Origin of the sequence: Lentzea sp. HUAS TT2 (assembly GCF_051853195.1) — a bacterium.
Lineage (GTDB): Bacteria > Actinomycetota > Actinomycetes > Mycobacteriales > Pseudonocardiaceae > Lentzea.
In genome coordinates this window covers 7,898,301-7,915,200 of record NZ_CP196667.1, presented here as the reverse complement: position 1 = coordinate 7,915,200, position 16,900 = coordinate 7,898,301, and the positions used below count along the sequence as shown (strand labels likewise).

The 16,900-nt window shown below is 69.9% G+C and carries 22 protein-coding genes; 11 read left to right on the top strand and 11 right to left on the bottom strand.

From position 1 onward, the window contains the following. Positions 1-155 precede the first annotated feature (155 nt). Together ACSHWB_RS37720 and ACSHWB_RS37715 are read left to right on the top strand one after the other, a co-directional pair. Positions 156-998, top strand: a complete 843-nt coding sequence (locus ACSHWB_RS37720; RefSeq protein ID WP_439658094.1) for a helix-turn-helix domain-containing protein — start codon at positions 156-158, stop codon at positions 996-998. Beyond that, positions 976-1,146: a DUF397 domain-containing protein gene (locus ACSHWB_RS37715; RefSeq protein WP_439658093.1), complete on the top strand. Its 171-nt coding sequence runs from the start codon at positions 976-978 to the stop codon at positions 1,144-1,146. The genes ACSHWB_RS37720 and ACSHWB_RS37715 overlap by 23 nt, the downstream gene beginning before the upstream one ends. A gap of 309 nt (positions 1,147-1,455) precedes the next feature. Here ACSHWB_RS37715 and ACSHWB_RS37710 read toward each other — a convergent pair whose 3' ends face one another. Then, complete coding sequence (locus ACSHWB_RS37710) at positions 1,456-2,502, bottom strand: M4 family metallopeptidase (protein ID WP_439658092.1); 1,047 nt, start codon at positions 2,500-2,502, stop codon at positions 1,456-1,458. Positions 2,503-2,664: 162 nt separating this feature from the next. Here ACSHWB_RS37710 and ACSHWB_RS37705 point away from each other — a divergent pair, with 162 nt between their 5' ends. Further along, entirely contained in the window at positions 2,665-2,841 is a 177-nt protein-coding gene (locus ACSHWB_RS37705; RefSeq protein WP_439658091.1) for a hypothetical protein, read from the top strand. Between the two features lie 6 nt (positions 2,842-2,847). On the opposite strand, the gene ACSHWB_RS37700 is transcribed toward ACSHWB_RS37705, so the two are convergent. Continuing rightward, positions 2,848-3,339, bottom strand: coding sequence for an FBP domain-containing protein (locus tag ACSHWB_RS37700; protein WP_439658090.1), 492 nt, complete (start codon positions 3,337-3,339; stop codon positions 2,848-2,850). 66 nt (positions 3,340-3,405) lie between these two features. Here ACSHWB_RS37700 and ACSHWB_RS37695 point away from each other — a divergent pair, with 66 nt between their 5' ends. Continuing rightward, on the top strand, positions 3,406-3,972 hold the full coding sequence (locus ACSHWB_RS37695; protein WP_439658089.1) for a TetR/AcrR family transcriptional regulator: 567 nt from the start codon (positions 3,406-3,408) through the stop codon (positions 3,970-3,972). Here ACSHWB_RS37695 and ACSHWB_RS37690 read toward each other — a convergent pair. Beyond that, a complete protein-coding gene (locus tag ACSHWB_RS37690) occupies positions 3,923-4,321 on the bottom strand; it encodes a VOC family protein (protein WP_439658088.1) in 399 nt (132 codons plus the stop codon). The genes ACSHWB_RS37695 and ACSHWB_RS37690 overlap by 50 nt on opposite strands. A gap of 62 nt (positions 4,322-4,383) precedes the next feature. Here ACSHWB_RS37690 and ACSHWB_RS37685 point away from each other — a divergent pair, with 62 nt between their 5' ends. Further along, on the top strand, positions 4,384-5,349 hold the full coding sequence (locus ACSHWB_RS37685) for a helix-turn-helix transcriptional regulator (protein WP_439658087.1): 966 nt from the start codon (positions 4,384-4,386) through the stop codon (positions 5,347-5,349). Positions 5,350-5,372: 23 nt separating this feature from the next. On the opposite strand, the gene ACSHWB_RS37680 is transcribed toward ACSHWB_RS37685, so the two are convergent. Both ACSHWB_RS37680 and ACSHWB_RS37675 read right to left on the bottom strand, forming a co-directional pair. Beyond that, positions 5,373-5,831, bottom strand: a complete 459-nt coding sequence (locus ACSHWB_RS37680) for a hypothetical protein (protein WP_439658086.1) — start codon at positions 5,829-5,831, stop codon at positions 5,373-5,375. 6 nt (positions 5,832-5,837) lie between these two features. Further along, entirely contained in the window at positions 5,838-6,431 is a 594-nt protein-coding gene (locus tag ACSHWB_RS37675) for a class F sortase (protein WP_439658085.1), read from the bottom strand. 206 nt (positions 6,432-6,637) lie between these two features. Between ACSHWB_RS37675 and ACSHWB_RS37670 the strand changes: the two genes are divergently transcribed. Continuing rightward, positions 6,638-7,372, top strand: coding sequence for a M15 family metallopeptidase (locus tag ACSHWB_RS37670; RefSeq protein WP_439658084.1), 735 nt, complete (start codon positions 6,638-6,640; stop codon positions 7,370-7,372). Here ACSHWB_RS37670 and ACSHWB_RS37665 read toward each other — a convergent pair. Together ACSHWB_RS37665 and ACSHWB_RS37660 are read right to left on the bottom strand one after the other, a co-directional pair. Beyond that, positions 7,345-8,541 (bottom strand): epoxide hydrolase family protein, encoded by a 1,197-nt coding sequence (locus ACSHWB_RS37665; RefSeq protein ID WP_439658083.1) that lies wholly within the window; start codon positions 8,539-8,541, stop codon positions 7,345-7,347. The genes ACSHWB_RS37670 and ACSHWB_RS37665 overlap by 28 nt on opposite strands. 37 nt (positions 8,542-8,578) lie before the next feature. Continuing rightward, the gene (locus ACSHWB_RS37660; RefSeq protein WP_439658082.1) at positions 8,579-9,772 is read right to left on the bottom strand and encodes an FAD-dependent monooxygenase; all 1,194 of its coding nucleotides are present in this window, start codon (positions 9,770-9,772) and stop codon (positions 8,579-8,581) included. Positions 9,773-9,830: 58 nt separating this feature from the next. Here ACSHWB_RS37660 and ACSHWB_RS37655 point away from each other — a divergent pair, with 58 nt between their 5' ends. After that, positions 9,831-10,319: a MarR family winged helix-turn-helix transcriptional regulator gene (locus ACSHWB_RS37655; RefSeq protein ID WP_439658081.1), complete on the top strand. Its 489-nt coding sequence runs from the start codon at positions 9,831-9,833 to the stop codon at positions 10,317-10,319. Positions 10,320-10,326: 7 nt separating this feature from the next. On the opposite strand, the gene ACSHWB_RS37650 is transcribed toward ACSHWB_RS37655, so the two are convergent. After that, a complete protein-coding gene (locus tag ACSHWB_RS37650) occupies positions 10,327-10,764 on the bottom strand; it encodes an Lrp/AsnC family transcriptional regulator (RefSeq protein ID WP_439658080.1) in 438 nt (145 codons plus the stop codon). 103 nt (positions 10,765-10,867) lie between these two features. On the opposite strand from ACSHWB_RS37650, the gene ACSHWB_RS37645 reads away from it, so the two are divergent. Next, positions 10,868-12,148, top strand: coding sequence for an ArgE/DapE family deacylase (locus ACSHWB_RS37645; protein WP_439658079.1), 1,281 nt, complete (start codon positions 10,868-10,870; stop codon positions 12,146-12,148). Here the strand turns inward: ACSHWB_RS37645 and ACSHWB_RS37640 are convergent. After that, a complete protein-coding gene (locus tag ACSHWB_RS37640) occupies positions 12,078-12,728 on the bottom strand; it encodes a hypothetical protein (protein ID WP_439658078.1) in 651 nt (216 codons plus the stop codon). The two genes, ACSHWB_RS37645 and ACSHWB_RS37640, sit on opposite strands and share 71 nt — an antisense overlap. A gap of 215 nt (positions 12,729-12,943) precedes the next feature. On the opposite strand from ACSHWB_RS37640, the gene ACSHWB_RS37635 reads away from it, so the two are divergent. After that, the gene (locus tag ACSHWB_RS37635) at positions 12,944-14,119 is read left to right on the top strand and encodes a hypothetical protein (RefSeq protein WP_439658077.1); all 1,176 of its coding nucleotides are present in this window, start codon (positions 12,944-12,946) and stop codon (positions 14,117-14,119) included. Here the strand turns inward: ACSHWB_RS37635 and def are convergent. Then, a complete protein-coding gene (gene def / locus ACSHWB_RS37630; protein ID WP_439658076.1) occupies positions 14,059-14,631 on the bottom strand; it encodes a peptide deformylase in 573 nt (190 codons plus the stop codon). The two genes, ACSHWB_RS37635 and def, sit on opposite strands and share 61 nt — an antisense overlap. 48 nt (positions 14,632-14,679) lie before the next feature. On the opposite strand from def, the gene ACSHWB_RS37625 reads away from it, so the two are divergent. Next, entirely contained in the window at positions 14,680-15,084 is a 405-nt protein-coding gene (locus tag ACSHWB_RS37625) for a helix-turn-helix domain-containing protein (protein WP_439658075.1), read from the top strand. A 6-nt stretch (positions 15,085-15,090) separates the two neighbouring features. Continuing rightward, positions 15,091-15,876 carry a pentapeptide repeat-containing protein gene (locus tag ACSHWB_RS37620; protein ID WP_439658074.1) on the top strand — a complete coding sequence of 262 codons (786 nt, stop codon included), beginning with the start codon at positions 15,091-15,093 and terminating at the stop codon, positions 15,874-15,876. 4 nt (positions 15,877-15,880) lie between these two features. On the opposite strand, the gene ACSHWB_RS37615 is transcribed toward ACSHWB_RS37620, so the two are convergent. Next, positions 15,881-16,780 carry an ATP-grasp domain-containing protein gene (locus ACSHWB_RS37615; RefSeq protein WP_439658073.1) on the bottom strand — a complete coding sequence of 300 codons (900 nt, stop codon included), beginning with the start codon at positions 16,778-16,780 and terminating at the stop codon, positions 15,881-15,883. Positions 16,781-16,900: the final 120 nt, after the last annotated feature.

Sequence of the window (16,900 nt, the reverse complement as noted above, 5' to 3'; positions counted from 1 at the left end):
CGCTGTCTAACAGAGTCTGGATCTTGTGTCGCAGGTATTTCGGTGACTTTGGAAGATGTCCAAAGGGCACGCTTTCAGGTTGACCTGCGGCGAATGGGTGGAACCAAACGGAACGCCGCCCCTACCGTCCCTGCATGCCTTTGCGGAGATCAACGGTGCGCGGTCGCGAGTTCGGCGACGCCATACGCGCACTCCTGCGGGCGGCCGACCTCACCAACCGGGCCGCCGCCGAATTGCTGGGCTGGCAGGAAGCAAAAGTCTCAGAACTGGTCAACGGCAAGGAAGGCGTCAGCGACGTCGACCTGGCCAAGCTTCTGGGTCTGCTGCGCACGCCGCCCGACGAGTTCGACCACCTCATGGCGCTGCACCACGACGCGCACATCAGGGATTGGTTGCAGCCAGCCGGTTCCAAGCTGCCGGACCGAGTGCGCACGTTGCGAGAGCACGAAAGAATCGCATCGCAGATCACCGGCTGGTCGATGAACGTCGTGCACGGGCTGCTTCAGGTGCCCGACTACACCTGGCATCTCGCACTCGCCAAGCCACTAGCTGAACCGGACGCCCGCGTGGTGGTCGAGAACCGGGTCGTGCGTCAGACAGCGGTGCTCGACGGGAATCGGCCGGTCACGATTTTCATGCACGAGCAGGCTCTGCGACTGCCGGTCGGCGATGCGAATGTCATGGCGGAGCAGCTGCACCACCTGTTGCGCTTGTCCGTGCGGCCGTATCTCACGATTCGCCTGATTCCCACGGTGTTCGGGCCACACGGCGGCCTCGCGGGTGACTTCGACCGGTTGAGGTTCAAGAAGATCCCCGCACTCGTCTACGTCGAGAGCGAAGGAGCTAACGTGTTCCTCGAGGATCAAGCTTCTGTGGCCCTCTACGACACCGTCCTGGAGTCACTCGATCGGACGGCGTTGGACGAGGTCGAGACGAGGAAGCTGATCACCGACATCATCGGTGAGGAGGCTCGTGATGACCAGGTGGCGCAAGAGTAGTCACAGCGCCAGCGACGGCAACTGCGTCGAGGTGGGCCGTGGCGTCGGCATCCGGGACAGCAAGTCCCCGTCCGTCGAACTCCCGCTCACGGCCCGCCAGTGGGCACCGCTGCTGCGGCTGGTCAGGACTCATCCCGCGGAGAGGTGACGGAGTCGTCCCACTCCTCCTCGAACACCGGCCGCCGCGCCTATGGTCATCCGGCCGGACAGCACCTCCTGCGCCGTCTAGGTCATCGGTTGTCCCGGCACTGACGGACCAGGTTGCGCAGCACCGCTTCCCGCAGCCGTGGCTCGTCGATGCCGGTCCCTTGCTGAACGGCAGCGACTTCGGAGAGGTACCGCTGCCTCGTCGGAGGAGTTGCCCGCGCGGCCGATGTTCGGGCCGATCTGCTCGCAGGCCGCCCCACCTGCTTCCAGACCGTGACGCGGGGGCGATCACGCGTGCGGCGCAACCGGTTCAGCGCACGCCGACGTCGTTCCACGCCGCGCGGACCACGGTCGCCACTTCTCCTCCGAACAACGCCTGCGCGCTCGCGGTGGTGGCCGCGGCGGCGTCGGTGAAGTTCGAGTTCACGCGCAGTTTGGTGGCGAGCGCGTCGTACCAGATCTTGCCGGCGCGGTCCCAGGCGTGACCGCCGAGCCGGGTCGCCGTGAGGTGGAACGCCTTGTTGGGGATGCCGGAGTTGATGTGGACGCCGCCGTTGTCGTTGCGCGGGTTGCCGTCGTCGGGCAGGTCGACGTACGAACGCATGTGGGCGGGCTGGCGGTCGAGCTGGTGCGCGCGGCCGGGGTCCTTCATCGACCGCAGTGCGACGCCCTGCAGCTGCGTGCCGAGGATGCCCGCGCCGATGAGCCAGTCGGCCTGGTCGGCGGTGTGTCCCAGCGCGTGCTGCTTGACCAGGGAGCCGAAGACGTCGGCCATCGACTCGTTGAGGGCACCGGACTGCTTCCGGTAGCGCAGTCCGGCCGTGTACTGCACGACGCCGTGCGTGATCTCGTGTCCCACGACGGTGATGTCGCGGGCGAGTGCGCCGGGCTGGAAGACCTTGCCGCTGCCGTCGCCGTAGACCATCTGGGTGCCGTCCCAGAAGGCGTTGTCGAAGTCGCGGCCGAAGTGGACGGACGACACGAGCTTGAGGCCGTTGCCGTCGACGCTGTGGCGGCCCAGGACCTCGCGGTAGAAGTCGTGGGTGCGGTCGGCGTTGTCGAAGGCGTCGTTGACGGCGGAGTCGCCGACCTGGCCGTCGCCCTCCTTGCGGCGCAGGACGCCGGGCAGGGTGCGTTCGTCGCCGCCCTGGACGTCGTGGACGGCCTTGAACTCGCCGGCGGGGCCGCGCAGCTGGGCGGCGTGCAGGTCGAGGAACTGCACGGCCTCGGTGAGCGTGTCGCGCTGGGAGCGCAGGGCGGCGGAGGCGAGCAGGGTCCCGATCGTGTCGCGGATGTCGACGTTGCCGGCTTCCGCGAGTTCGATCAGCAGGTGCGCGGGCAGGATGAAGCAGGTCATGAGCGTCTTTCCCCTCTTTCGTACTGAGGAAGAGGAATAACGCCGCACGGAAATACAGATCACCCGCGACCCGCCGAAAGTCGGAATTCGCGAAATTGCCGCCCGTGAGAGCCGTCACAGGTGCATGCTGTGTCCACCAGCTCAACCCGAGGACTGATGAACATGACGAGTGCGACCGCGGGCCCCCGCCACAACTGGGAGTCTGACCTGGAGCGCTACCGGACCAGGGCCGTCCAGGTGCTCGACACGCACCTGCCTGCCACGTCCGGCTGCACGGAGTGCGGCGACCCGTGGCCTTGTGCCCGTGCGTGCACCGCTGAGCTGGTGCTCGAACTCTGACGACAGCTACGAGTTCACTCTTCCGAGAAACGCGCCGATCCCGGCCACCATTCGTTCGACCTGTTCGTCGATCGTGAGCGACTCCTTGAACCGGGAGCCGGGTCCCGCGTTCTTCTTCCCGCGCAGATACAGCGAGCACTGCAGGTCGGCGCACACGTAGACGCCGACCGAGTTGCCCAGCTGACCGGACTTCCCGGCCTTGCGCGCGGACATCAGCGAGACGCCGTCGCCCGAATGCGTGGTCAGGCACCATGAGCACATCGTCTTGCGCGCCCGCCCTGCCTGCTGCGCCCGGCGCAACGCGATCCCGGTCGGGCGCCCGTCCAGCTCGATCACCAGGTACGAGCGGTCGGGCGCGGCCGGGTCGGTCCAGCCGAGGAAGTCCAGGTCGTCCCAGGTGCGGTCACCCAGATCCCTGGGTACGTGCATGCGCTTCGCCTCGCCCTTGGTGGAATTGACGAAGGACGCGCGGATGTCGTGTTCCGTCAGCGGCTTCATGCCCAGGACGCTAGGCTCACCTAGAGGTCCTAGGCAAATAATTAAGGACCCTAGGAAGGGTGACGGATGGCACGTGCGGGGCTCACGGCCGACCGCCTCACGCAGGCGGCGGCGGACCTGGCGGACGAGGTCGGCTTCGAGAACGTGACGGTGTCCGCCCTCGCCCGCCACTTCGGGGTGAAGGACGCCTCGCTGTACTCGCACATCCGCAACGCCCAGGACCTGCGCGTGCGCCTGGCCGTCCTGGCGCTGGCCGAGCTCGCCGACCGGGTGGCGGAGGCGATCGCGGGCCGTTCGGGCAAGGACGCCCTGGTCGCGTTCGCCAACGCCTACCGCACCTACGCGCGCGAGCACCCCGGCCGCTACTCCGCGACCCAGATGGCGCTCGACCCGGACACGGCCGCGACCAGCGCCGCCGGCAAGCACTCCGAGATGACCAGGGCGATCCTGCGGGGCTACGACCTGTGGGAACCCGACCAGACCGACGCCGTCCGGATGCTGCACAGCACGTTTCACGGGTACGTCTCGCTGGAACGCGCCGGGGCGTTCCACAGCCACCCGCGCGGGGTCGAGGCGTCGTGGCTCAGAGCCCTGGACGCGCTGGACTCGCTGCTGCGGTCGTGGCCCGCCTGAAGAAGTTGACCAGGTTGCCGTCGGGGTCGCGGACCAGCAACGAGCGGTTGCCCCACGGCATCGTGGTGGGCTCCTGGACGACCTCGGCGCCGGTCAGGTTCTCGTGCACGCCGTCCACGTCGCCGACCTCGAACTCGATGATGACGCTGCGGTTGGCGGCGGGCTCGGCGGAGCCTTCCGCGAACAACGCGACCGTGCGGGTGCTGCCGATCGCGAGGGTGGCGGTCGCGGTCCTGAGCTCGGCGAAGTCCTCGGTGGCCCAGGTGGCAGGCACGCCGGTGGCGCGTTCGTAGAAGCCGACGAGGCGGGTGATGTCGTTGGTGATGACGCGGATCGAAACGAAGTTCATCCCTGCACGCTAGAAGCGATACCGGACAGAACCCGCCCGGTATTCGGGGGAGAATTGCGGTCATGCCCCGGCCCACCGCTCGCGTGCTCGCCCTGTTGGAGCTCCTCCAGTCCGGCGGCGTCCGGACCGTGGCCGAGCTCGCCGACCGGCTCGACGTCGACGAACGCACGGTGCGCCGGTACGTCGACCACCTCCTCGACCTCGACGTGCCGGTCGAGTCGGTGCGCGGCCGTTACGGCGGCTACCGGCTCGCTCCCGGCTACCGGATGCCGCCGCTGATGCTGAGCGACGACGAGGCGCTGGCCGTGCTGCTCGGCCTGGTTGCAGGGCGCCGAGCAGGCCTGATGGCGGGCACGGCGAGCGAGACGGCGGCCGCGAAGATCCGCCGGGTGCTGCCCGCACGGCTCGGCGGCAGGCTCGACGCGGTGCTCGGCTCGCTCGCCTTCACCACGCCGGAAGGTCAGCCGGTCACCCCGGACGCCGCGGTCCTGCTGACGCTCGCAGACGCCGTGACCCACCATCGGCCCGTGTCGATCCGCTACACCGCCGCCGACGGCCGGCACAGCGAACGCACGCTGCACCCGTACGGGCTCGTCGCCCACTCCGGCCGGTGGTACGTGACAGGCGCCGATGCCGCGATCGGCGAGGACCGCACGTTCCGGCTGGACCGGATCGCCGGTGCCAGGACGCTGCCCGGCTCGTTCGACCCGCCCGCCGACGTCGACCCGGCGCAGCGGGTGCTGACCGGGATCGCCACCGCTCCGCACCGGCACGAGGTGACGGTGCGGATCCAGGGGACCGCCGCGCAGATCCACGACCGGCTGCCCGCGAGCGTCGCCGTGGTGGCCGAGGCCGAGGACTGGTCGCGCGTCGACCTGCGGGTGGAACGGCTCGACTGGCTGCCCGGTGTGCTCGCGGCGCTGGACCTGCCGTTCGTGGTCGAGCGGCCGGACGAGCTCCGTGAACTCGTGGCGGGGCTCGCCGAGCGGCTGCTGCGGTCAGCTCGTGCGCCTGCCACACCCCCGTGATTCAGCGACATCGCGCCGCCTCCTCACGATTCTGCGGTGCCACCACCACCGGTCTGCGGCGGTCCGATCGGTGTCACCCTCGTGGGAGGCGTTGTCGTCGGGGTCGTGTCGGACCCGACGATCGTGAACTTCGCGGTCATGGGGGTACCACTGGCGCAGGGGACAGCCGCCACGTAGTCACCCGGCTTCCTGACCACCGGACCGTGTCCGCGCAGCGTCGAGTGCCCCACGCGGCCGACGTAGATGGGGGCGGCGAACCCGGGCGAGGTCGCCAGGCCGCCGCAGCGTCCGTCGAGGAGGGACCACGACTTCAGTTCGAGGTAGATCGTCTCGCCCGGTTGCAGCACGGTAGGCGAGACGGTGAACGAGAAACTCGGTTGGGGCGGGGGCGGGGACGTCGACTCCGTCTGGGCGGACGCGGTGGACATGCTCACCAGCGTCATGGCCGCGAACAGTCCTATGACTACCTTCCTGCGTCGCACTGTCGGTCACTCCTCACTCTTGATCGCGTACGCGATGATGTTGTCCACGTAGCTGCGTGCGGCCGGGTCGAACCGGCCGCCGCAGGTGATCAGTCGCAGTTCGGGCCCGGGCGTCTGCCCGTAGACCGCGTCGGTCGGGAACCGCGACTTGGCCACCTGGTCGACCTTGCGCACGACGAACCGGATCACCGTCCCGTCCGCCCGCGAGATCTCGACGTCGTCGCCGGGGACGAGGTCGCGCAGCCGGTAGAAGATGCCGGGCATGCGGTATCCGTCCACGTGGCCGAGGATCACCGCAGGACCGACCTCGCCGGGCGTCGGGCCCAGGGAGTACCAACCGGCCTGCATCGGCTGCTCCACCGGAGGCACCTCGACGGTGCCGTCCTCGTTCAGCGCCAAGGGGATCAGTGAAGAACGAGCCCCGATGTGCGGGATCCACAGCTCGGTCGGCTCCGAGCGAGGCATTCCGGTGGTGGCGATCGTCGTACTCGTGACGGCGGGGCCGGTCGTGGTGGTGCCCGGCGCAGTCGGCTGCCGGGGTGCCCTGGTGCAGGCGACCACCAGCGCGGCAACGAGGGCGATGAACGCGAACAGCCTCATCACATCCCCCACCAATCCGGGCTTTCCACACCCGCGTCGGTTGCGCACTGGCCGAACCCACTGCGCTTTCAGCATCACGCTCAGCTGGACCAGGTGACCAGGGACGTTGTGCGGGGCCTGCCAGAGGCGAACGCCGTGCGTGGTCGAGCGGCCGGGCGACCTGACGGCCCTGTGCCGATTCCGGTCGCGCTGCTTGGATGAGCTCCATGCGAGCCCTGCTGCTGTCCGCGCTCCTGGCCCTGTCGTTCGCCGTTCCCGCCCACGCCACCACCGGGTTCGTGGTGCTGCGCGACGTCGACCCGACCATCCGGCACGACATCCGCTACTACACCGCGCACAACTTCGTCGGCACCCGCGTCGACGGCTACCGCGCCCCGCTGTGCATCCTCACCAAGCAGGCCGCGAAGGCGTTGCGGACCGTGCAGCGCGAGATGCTCAAGCAGGGCTACACGCTCAAGGTCTACGACTGCTACCGGCCGCAACGCGCCGTCGACCACTTCGTGCGCTGGGCCCGCGACCTCGACGACCAGCGGATGAAGCCCGAGTTCTACCCGCGCGTCGACAAGACACGGCTGTTCGAGGACGGCTACATCGCCGAGAAGTCCGGCCACAGCCGCGGGTCCACGCTCGACCTGACGATCGTGAAGCTGCCCTCGCGCCACCAGCGGCCGTACGTGCCGGGCGAGCGGCTGGTCGACTGCACCGCGCCCGGCCGGTTCCCGGACAACACCGTCAACATGGCCACCGGCTACGACTGCTTCGACACGCTCTCGCACACCGACGACCCGCGCGTGACCGGTCAGGCGCGGGAGAACCGTCAGCTGCTGAAGTCGGCGATGGCCGGGGCCGGGTTCCGCAACCTGCCCGAGGAGTGGTGGCACTTCACGCTCAACGACGAGCCGTTCCCGGACACCTACTTCAACTTCCCCGTCGCGCGCTGAAAGGTGCGGCGCAGGTCGCCCACCCACGCGTCCGGGTTCTCCCACGGGATGAAGTGGCCGCCGTGCTCGTGGGCGTTCACGTTGACGTGGTTGAAGTAGCCGCCCAGCGGTCCGGTCTTGAACGCCTCGACCCGCTCGGCGGCGGTGTGGACGCCGGGCGGGTTCTCGTAGCCGACGAACGTGATGCCGACCGGTGCCTGCACGACCGGCGTGCGGTCGTGGGCGGGCGTCCACGGGTAGCGGTTGGCGTTGGCGTAGTAGCGCAGCGACGTGCCGATCGAGTTGGTCGCCCAGTAGATCGTCGCGTGCGTGAGCAGGTCGTCCTTGGTGAAGACGGACTCGACGTCGCCGCCGTTGTCGCTCCAGGAGTTCCAGCGCTCGAGCAGCCAGGCGAGCAGTCCGGCGGGTGAGTCGCTCAGGCCGTGGGCGAGGGTGGCGCCGTCGAGCATGTGCACGGCCAGGTGGGGTGCCCAGCGGTGGTCGAGCTCGATGGTGCGGGCACGGGTGGACGGGTCGTCGGGCAGGGGGCGGTTGCGGGCGAAGTCCCAGGCCCGGTCGCCGGTGAAGAAGTCGAGCGGCAGCCCGGAGCCGATGTGGACGCCGTACAACGAGTCGGCGTACTTGTGGCCGAGCTGGCTGGAGATGAGCCCGCCGATGTCGCAGCCGCCTGCCGCGTACCTCTCGTGGCCGAGGGTCTCGGTCATCAGGGTGTGCCAGAGGTCGGCGACCTTCCAGAAGTTCACGTCGGGGAAGCCGGTGAGCGGGCCCGGGAACCCGAAGCCGGGCAGCGACGGCACGATGACCTCGAAGTCGTCGGCGAGCGGGTCGATCACCTTCGACCAGTGCCAGAACGTCCACGGCCAGCCGTGGCTGAGGATCAGCGGGATCGGGTGCTCGCCGCGGCCGGGCTTGCGCAGGAAGTGGATCGGGACGCCGGAGACGCTGACCCGGTAGTGCTCGTAGGCGTTGATGGCGGCCTCGGCCTTGCGCCAGTCGAAGCCGTCGCGCCAGTAGCCGACCAGTTCGCGCAGGTAGCTCGCCGGGACGCCGTAGGACCAGTCCTCGTTGCCCTCGTCCAGCGGTGAACGGGTCAGCGCCAGGCGGGCGCGCAGGTCGTCGAGGACCTCGTCGGGCACGTGGATCGGCGTGGGCTCCAAGGGGAAGGTCACGCCTCGACGATAGTGATCACACGTGCCCGGCCGGGCGCTAGGAGTGCGCAGCCCCGATGGGCGGTAGTGCCCTGGTCGTGTCGGCGACCTGGGTGAACTTCGCCGTCAGGGGAGACAGCAGCGACGAGGTCATGGCCTTGTCCGCCAGGCGGCGCAGGGCCAGTCCGAGCCGGGTGCGGGGGTAGGCGACCGGCACGATCCAGCGCGGGAGGGTCTGGACGTCGTCGACGAGTGGCCGCATCCACTCCTCGTAGGCCGCGAGCCCCTCCTCGAACTGGTCTCCCGCGGTGGACAGGCACGCCGCCAGGACGTACCCGCTCACGAGCGCCAGCGATGCGCCGCCCCCGCCCATCGGGGTCACGCACCAGGCGGCGTCGCCGGCCAGGCACACCCGCCCGCGGTGCCACAGGGGCATGCGGATCTGGGTGAGGTGGTCGACGTAGACGTCGTCCGAGGTGTCGAACCCGTCGAGCACGCGGCGGGCCTCCCAGCCGGCGTCGGCGAAGTGGTGCCGGAACTCGGCCAGTGCGGCCGCGCGATCGAGCCGGGTGACGTCCGCGGCTCGGGCGTGGGCGAGCATGGCGCGGGTGGTGCCGTGGTTGTCGGGGCGCAGGTGGACCTGACGTCCTTCCGTGGTGGTGTACCAGCGCCAGCGGCTGTCGTCGGAGGCCGTGCGGGGGATCGTGCCGAAGACCATGGAGATGCCCAGGTCGCGGCGGTCGACCAGGTCGCCGAACAGCTTGTCGCGGGTGGCCGAGCGGACGCCTTCGGCGACGACCAGCAGGTCAGCGTTCAGAACGCGGCCAGAGGCGGTGGTGATGGTGACCTCGTCGGTGCCGTCGGCCACCTCGGTGATCGTGTCGCCGTAGGTGATCTCGACGCCGTCCGGCAGGTTCTCCAGGATCGTGCGGGCGAAGTCGCCGCGCAGGACCTCGAACTCGGCGGTGGCGCCGTCCGGGCCGTCCGAGGGCAGTTCGGCGAGCACCCTGCCGTCCGTGTCGACGAACACCGTGCCCGTCTCGGTGGTGTTCTGCTCCTTCAAAGCCTCTGCCAGGCCCATCCTGGCGAGCACCTCGCGTCCGACGCCGCGGACGTCGACGTTCTGCCCGCCGTCGCGGAACTCCCCGGCCCGTTCCAGCACGGTCACCTGCCATCCCGTGCGCCGCAGCCAGAACGCGGCCGAGAGGCCGGCGATGCTCGCGCCGGAGATCACCGCGTGTCGTGCAGCCATCCGAAACTCCCCAATCAGTAGCTTTGCTGCAAAGCTACTTTGGAGTGAAGGCGCGTGCATGATGGAGAGCGACCCGCTGACCGCGGACTGGACGCCCGAGCAGATCGCGGTGATGCACCGCCTGCGGGACTGGGTGATCGACTTCGGCGAGCTCAACCAGCACCTCGCCACCTGGATGCGACTGCCGGGAGCCGACGCCAACGCGTTGGGCCAGATCATCTGGGCGGCCGAGACGAACGCGCCGCTCTCCCCGGCACAGCTGTCCCGGCAGATCGGCATGACGACGGGCGCCACCACCATCCTGCTCAACCGGCTCGAAGCCGCGGGCCACATCCACCGCACTCGCGAGAGCACCGACCGCCGGCGCGTCACCCTGCGCCCCACACCGGACGCCCGGGATCGCGCCCGCCGGTTCCTCGGCCTGGCCGGCGCCGAGATCGCGAACGTCCTGCACACGACCCCGCCGGCCGAGCTCCGCACCGTCGCGACGTTCCTGGCGAGGATGTCCGCGGCCGCGGACGAGGCGAACCAGCGCCTGGGCCGCTGAAGGGTCGCTACAGACGCGGCCGGGTCAGCAACCGCGACAGCACGATCGCGCTCTCGGTCCGGTCCACGGGGGTGGTCGAGCGCACGCGCTGGATGGCCTGTTCCAGGTGCGGGATGTCGCGGGCGAGCATGTAGAGCATCGCGTCGGCCGCACCGGAGACCGTGCACGCCTCGATGACCTCGGGAATGTCGTGGAGCGCCTTGGTCAGTTCGGCCGGGGTCGGGTTGCCCTTGCAGTAGACCTCGACGAACGCCTCGGTGTGCCAGGCCATCGCCTGAGGGTCCACCAACGCGCTGAAGCCGCGGATCGCACCCGTGGCGACCAGGCGGTCGAGGCGTCTCTTCGCGGCGGACGGCGACAGCCCGGCCTCCTTGCCGATCTCCGCGTACGTCGCGCGGGCGTTGCGCAGCACGCACCGGATGATCGCTTCGTCGATGTCGTCCATGCGCAAAGAATCGCCGCAGAGGCCTGTTTTTTGCAAAGGATGCCCTCGTGAACGCCGGTTCTGGCGATTGTTTGCGCAGGTGAGCGACCCTAACCTCCGGCTGGTGACCATCAACGATGTCGAGGCGGCCGCGCTCGCGGCGGTGGACGAGGCGGCGATCGGCCGGCTCCTGCTGGACCTGCTCGCGGTGCCGAGCGTGACGGGAAGTGCCGCCGAGTCCGAGTTGCAGCACGTGCTGGCCGGACACCTGGAACGGCTGGACCTGGAGGTCGACCTGTGGCCGATGGACCTGCCGGAACTGCGCGCCCACGAGGACTTCCCCGGCGGTGAGGCACCGCGCACGGAGGCGTGGGGGCTGGTCGGCGGCACCAGGAAGACCGACGGACCGACGCTGATCCTGCAGGGACACGTCGACGTCGTCCCGCCCGGTGACCTGGCTCAGTGGGAGGGCGATCCGTTCCGGCCGCGGGTGGTGGGCGACGTCGTGCACGGTCGTGGCGCGTGCGACATGAAGGCGGGCGTGGTGGCGATCCTCGCCGCGATGTCGGCGATCCGGTCGACTCGACTGCGTGGCCAGGTCGCCGTGCACTTCGTGGTCAGCGAGGAGGACGGCGGTCTGGGCGCTTTCGGCACGCTCCAGCGCGGTCACACCGGCGACGCCTGCATCATCACCGAACCGACCGGCGGCGATCTCATGATCGCCAACGGTGGTGCGCTGACGTTCCGCATCGAGGTACCTGGGCAGGCCACGCACGGCAGCACGCGGTACGCCGGGGTCAGCGCCCTCGACGCCTACCTGCCGATCCACGCCGCGCTCGCCCGGCTGGAGACGCGCCGCAACGTGGACACCGACCCGCTCATGTCGGCCTACCCGATCCCGTACCCGCTGTCGGTCGGCACAGTGCGGGCGGGGGACTGGGCGAGCAGCGTGCCGGACCTGCTGGTGGCCGAGGGGCGGCTGGGTGTGGCGCTGGGGGAGGACCCCGGGCAGGCGCGTGCCGAGCTCGAGGCGTGTGTGGCCGAGGCCTGTGCCGGCGATCCGTGGTTGCGGGCTCATCCCGCCGTGGTGACGTGGCCCGGTGGGCAGTTCGCCAGTGGCCGGTTGCCGGTGGGACATCCCCTCGCCGGCCTGGTCGGTGCCGCGCACGCCGACGTCACCGGGATGTCACGTCCTGCCGAAAAGGGGGCGCCGTACGGCAGTGACCTGCGGTTGTACGCGGGTGCCGGCATCCCCACCTTGCAGTACGGGCCCGGTGACGTCCGGCTCGCCCATGGTCCCCGGGAGCAGGTTCTCGTGAGCGAGGTCGTCACCGTCACCCGAGCCCTGGTTCTCGCCGCCCTGCGGACTGTCGGTGAGCAGGTCCAGGCGATTCCGCCGCTGTAGCGGCTCCCAGCGCCAGGACCAGTCCCGCGAAGGACAGGACGGAAAGCCCCAGCACCAGCCCGGGGTCGTCCACTCCCAGCATCAGATCGAGGAGGACGGTGCCGGGGAGCAACGACAGGTAGCCGAGCACCGCGATTCCCAGCAGCCACGGCCAGGCCCGCCCCGCCGCCCGTGCGACACGTCCCGGACCGCGACGCGGAGGAACACCGATTCTCGTCGCGGCAACCCCGATGACGATCCCGATCAGCGGCGGGCCGAACCCTCCGCCCACCAGGAGCAGGAGCACCGACAGCAGGATCAGTACCAGGCCGCCGTGCCGCCGTCCGGCGAACCAGACCGACCAGACCAGGACCGCGACTGCGACGAGGACGGCGGCGATCCCCGTGACCAGCAGGTCGGGGATGACTGTCAGGGCGGGCTCTCCGCCGAGGATCTCCAGCGCCGCCGCGTCCGGCCACGACTCGATGACCGGTCCTGCCGGTCTGACCGAGCCCTGCAGGATCTCTCCGACTCCGTGTTCGATGCCCGCCAGGCCCAGAAGCACTCCGAACGTCGACACCACGATCCTCAGGGCGCTCATCGGGGACCCCTCCCACTTTTTCGGCTTGCTCTGCCTCGACTGTGCAGAGCGGCGCCGGCACGGCTCCAGAGACGAAGGTCCCCGCCCCAACGGTTTTCGCCCCGGTTCTGGCCGCCGATAATGTTCACTTATCGGCGGCCAGACTTTTCTCGCCCTATTAGGTAGCGTTGCGTTTGTTACCGTTATTGCACACGTAATTCTGCTACGATATCCGCGTGGAGACGAGCTGTAACTTCCCCGGCTGTGAGCGCCCCGTTTTCCGAGGTGGCGGGCCCGGCAGGCCCTCGGAGTACTGCGACCTGCCCGAGCACACGCGCTGGCGGGCATGGAGGGAGCGGCAGCGACTGGCGGAGACCCCCGAGCAAAACCTGGAGGTCGTCACCGTGACGAATCTCCCCAGGGTCTCCGGTACCGCCAAGATCAGGGCTGAAGAGCTCCTCGACCGGTTCCGGGTGCTCTCCGAACAGATGACGCAGACCCTGGGACGGGCGGTCGGCGAGCTGAACGCCATGGCGGACCCGAGCGTCGCCGAGACGCTGGTCCAGGCCGCCGAGGCCGAGGCCGCGCGACGGGTCGCGGAGGCCCAGTCGGAACTGGCCGTCGCCGAACGCCGCCGGCACGACGCCGAGCAGGCGCGCAAAGCCGCCGAGGAGACCACCGAGCAGGCGGTGCGCGCGGCGGAGGAAGCCGACGACGCGGTCGACACGGCCGTGACGGAACGGGACGAGGCTCGCGAGGCCGCGCGGACCGCCGTCGAGAAGGCCGAGGCCGAGGTCGCCGAGGTCAGGGTGCAGGCGGCGGCCGTCGTGGAGGAGATCCGGGCCGAGGCGGACGAGAAGGTGCGGCTGGCGCTGGAGGCCGTGGAGCAAGCGAAGGCCGACGCGGTGAAGCACGCCGAGCAGGCGCGGCGGCAGGCGGCCAAGGAGATCGAGCAGGCGCGCGCCCAGGCCGAGCAGGAGGTCGAGCACGCGCGGGCGGAAGCCCAGCGGGAAGTCGAACGGGCGCGGGCGGAGGCTCAGGCGGTGGCCGAGCAGGCCAAGGCCGAGGCGGTCACCGCCGTCGAGGGAGCAGAGCAGGCGCGGCAGGAGGCGGCGGAGACCGTCGGCAGGGCCGCGAAGGCCCGGGACCTGGCGGTGGTGCGGGCCGAGCGCGCTGAGCAGGCCGCCGCGGACGCGCGGGCCGAGTTGGAGCGCTCACGTGCGGAGTTCGAGACGCGGTTCGCGCAGGTCCGGCAGGAGAGTGCGGACCAGGTGGCGGCGGTGCGGCAGACGCTCGCGGTCGTGGAGGACGCGCGCGCTCAGACGTTGACGCGTGCCGAGCGCGCGGAACGTCAGCTCGACGAGGCCGCGGAGGAACTGCGGGCGGCGCGGCGGGCGAAGACCTCGTCCTGACGGTCGGCCATCTCGCGCAGTGCGGACTTGCGTTCGCGCTGGGTGAGGCGATCCAGGTAGAGCCTGCCGTTGAGGTGGTCGGTCTCGTGCTGCAGGCAGCGCGCGAAGTAGCCCCTGCCCTCGACGACGATCGGGGTGCCGTCCTTGTCCTGGCCGCGCACGACGGCGCGGTCGGGGCGGGCCACCACGCGGGACGGGCCTGGCACGGACAGGCAGCCTTCCGGTTCCTCGAGCAACGTGCGCGCGCCCGGCGGGAGGTCGTCGAGCACGGGGTTGAGGATGTGGCCGGTGTGGTGGACGCCCCACTCGTCGCTCATGTCCCACACGAACAACCGCAGGTCGACGCCGACCTGGTTCGCGGCGATCGCGGCGCCCTCGGCGACGTGGTTGGTGGCGAACATGTCCTCGATGAGCCGGGTGAGCTCCGGGGTGCCGAACTCGGTGGCCTCGCGGCACCGGCGGGTCAGGATCTCTTCGCCGACGACGGTGATGCGGCGCGGTGAACCAGGCATGCTTTGCAAAGTAGCAGTCTTTGCAAATTTATCGGTAGGGTGCCCACCATGCCCCGACGCCCGCTCCCTGACCATCCCGTGCGCATCGCGTTGCTGGACCTGCTGGCCGAGCACGGCACGCTGACCTCCACCCAGGCCGCCGCACGGCTCGGGCAGAGCTCGGGGTTGTGCTCGTTCCACCTGCGCAAACTCGCCGAGCTGGGCTTGATCGAGGAGGCGCCGCACCAGGGCGGCAAGGCGCGGCCGTGGCAACTGCGGTGGGAGACCGAGCAGGAGCAGGCGGCCGACGAGTCGTTCACCGCGCTCATCCACGTGACGCCGCAGGAGATGGCGGAGATCGGCGAGTCGATCCAGCGGCTGTTGTTCCGCTACCGCGACCGGGGCACGCGCCCGGCGGACGCGGTGGCGGTGACCGCGGAGGTCCGGCTGCGCACCGGGAACCCAGTAGGCTGACCCGCGATGGACGAGCTGAAAGGCGACTGCGCCAACTGCTTCGGGTTGTGCTGCGTCGCGCTGCCGTTCGCCAGGTCGGCGGACTTCGCGGCCACCAAGGACGCGGGTACGCCGTGCCGGAACCTGCTGGCCGATCACCGCTGCGGCATCCACGACCAGCTGCGGCCGAAGGGTTATGCGGGCTGCACGGTCTACGACTGCTTCGGCGCGGGCCAGCGGGTGTCGCAGACGGTCTTCGGCGGTGTCGACTGGCGCATCGCTGAGCGGCAGAAGATGTTCTCGGTGTTCCCCGTGGTCAGGCAGCTGCACGAACTGCTCTGGTACCTCGCCGAGGCACGCCGTCTCGACCCGCACGACGACCTGGCCGCGGCCTACGCCGACGTCGAACGGCACACCGTCGCCGACCCGGACACGATCCTGGCGCTCGACGTCGCGGAGGTCCGGGCGAAGGTGAACGTCCTGCTGCTGCGCACCAGCGAGCGGCTGCGGACCAGCGCGAAGTCCTACCGGGGTGCCGACCTGATCGGCGCACGGCTGCGGAACAAGAACCTGGGCAGCGCGGACTTCCGCGGCGCCTATCTGATCGGCGCGGACCTGACGAACTCCGACCTGACGCGGGCGGACATGATCGGCGCCGACCTGCGGGGTGCGGAGCTGTCCGGCGCCGACCTGAGCACCTGTCTGTTCCTGACGCAGCCGCAGGTCAACGCCGCTCGCGGCAACAGCAGGACGAAGCTGCCGGACGCGCTGACCCGGCCATCACACTGGCAGGAGCCCGTCCGGCGCCGTTGAGCGGTTACACGGGCTGCGCGCTGAGCACGTGCGGCAGGTGGGCCGCCACGTAGGGCAGCGCCATCTGTTCGAGGCCGCCGTCGCTGCCGAACACCGGGTGCACGTTCACCTCGAACACCACCCCGCCGTTCTCGGTGGCGAGATCGACTCCCGCGAGCGGCAGTCCGACCGCGCGGGTCGCGGCCAGCGCGAGGTCGGCCATGCCCGGCGGCAGGTCCTCGACGCGCATCACGGTGGAGACCGCGCCCTTGCACTCGTTGCACGGCGCGTCCGGATCGGCCTGGATGTGCTCCACCGCCCTGATGACCTCGTCGTCGAGCACGACCACCCGGTACTGGTGCCGGAGTCCTCGCTGGTTGAAGTTCTGCGCGTCCGCCGCCACCAGCCAGTCGCTGCCCGACGAGGCGTAGTGCGCCATGGCCTCGGCCATGTGCGCGACGGTCGTGATGTGGAAGACCTCGTCGCCGCCGGTGCCGATGCTGGGCCGCGCCCACACGTCACCGCCGAGCAGTCCGATCGCGTCGCTGGCCTGCTGGGTCGTGGGGGACGACAGGGTCAGGGTCGCCATGTGCGGGATTCCGGTGAGCAGGAAGCGCTCGATCGTGAGGTTCTTCTCGGTGGCCACCCGCCACGCCTCGACGTCGGTGCCGAGCGAGTGCACGCCCAGCGCCTTCAGTCGTTGCTGGCAGACCTCGAAGTCACGCCGGCGATGTGGAGGGATCTCGTAGACGATCACGGTGGCGGCGTCGATGTCGGCGACGTCGGAACCACCGGTCATGAACCTCCTGGCGTCCACCAGGAGTGGGGCCCTGCCCGTGAACTGCTGGACCGCGGTGGCGAGCGTGTCTCGTCCGCCTTCGGCCGAGCTGTGGTCGGTCAGGATAACGATTTCGTCGCTCGGCATGTGTCTCATCCAACCGCCCTTCTGGCCCAATGGATACCGCTCAATGGCGGGCAGCCCCTCGGCGCATGCGCGACGGAGTCGCCTGACCAGGCGAAACAGTTTGACTGAAATTTCAGTCAG

Coding starts and splice junctions, on each gene's coding strand:
- ACSHWB_RS37715 (WP_439658093.1), top strand. CDS start 976: ATGACCAGGTGGCGCAAGAGTAGTCACAGCGCCAGCGACGGCAACTGC.
- ACSHWB_RS37710 (WP_439658092.1), bottom strand. CDS start 2,502: ATGACCTGCTTCATCCTGCCCGCGCACCTGCTGATCGAACTCGCGGAA.
- ACSHWB_RS37705 (WP_439658091.1), top strand. CDS start 2,665: ATGACGAGTGCGACCGCGGGCCCCCGCCACAACTGGGAGTCTGACCTG.
- ACSHWB_RS37700 (WP_439658090.1), bottom strand. CDS start 3,339: ATGAAGCCGCTGACGGAACACGACATCCGCGCGTCCTTCGTCAATTCC.
- ACSHWB_RS37695 (WP_439658089.1), top strand. CDS start 3,406: ATGGCACGTGCGGGGCTCACGGCCGACCGCCTCACGCAGGCGGCGGCG.
- ACSHWB_RS37690 (WP_439658088.1), bottom strand. CDS start 4,321: ATGAACTTCGTTTCGATCCGCGTCATCACCAACGACATCACCCGCCTC.
- ACSHWB_RS37685 (WP_439658087.1), top strand. CDS start 4,384: ATGCCCCGGCCCACCGCTCGCGTGCTCGCCCTGTTGGAGCTCCTCCAG.
- ACSHWB_RS37675 (WP_439658085.1), bottom strand. CDS start 6,431: ATGAGGCTGTTCGCGTTCATCGCCCTCGTTGCCGCGCTGGTGGTCGCC.
- ACSHWB_RS37670 (WP_439658084.1), top strand. CDS start 6,638: ATGCGAGCCCTGCTGCTGTCCGCGCTCCTGGCCCTGTCGTTCGCCGTT.
- ACSHWB_RS37660 (WP_439658082.1), bottom strand. CDS start 9,772: ATGGCTGCACGACACGCGGTGATCTCCGGCGCGAGCATCGCCGGCCTC.
- ACSHWB_RS37655 (WP_439658081.1), top strand. CDS start 9,831: ATGATGGAGAGCGACCCGCTGACCGCGGACTGGACGCCCGAGCAGATC.
- ACSHWB_RS37650 (WP_439658080.1), bottom strand. CDS start 10,764: ATGGACGACATCGACGAAGCGATCATCCGGTGCGTGCTGCGCAACGCC.
- ACSHWB_RS37640 (WP_439658078.1), bottom strand. CDS start 12,728: ATGAGCGCCCTGAGGATCGTGGTGTCGACGTTCGGAGTGCTTCTGGGC.
- def (WP_439658076.1), bottom strand. CDS start 14,631: ATGCCTGGTTCACCGCGCCGCATCACCGTCGTCGGCGAAGAGATCCTG.
- ACSHWB_RS37625 (WP_439658075.1), top strand. CDS start 14,680: ATGCCCCGACGCCCGCTCCCTGACCATCCCGTGCGCATCGCGTTGCTG.
- ACSHWB_RS37620 (WP_439658074.1), top strand. CDS start 15,091: ATGGACGAGCTGAAAGGCGACTGCGCCAACTGCTTCGGGTTGTGCTGC.
- ACSHWB_RS37615 (WP_439658073.1), bottom strand. CDS start 16,780: ATGCCGAGCGACGAAATCGTTATCCTGACCGACCACAGCTCGGCCGAA.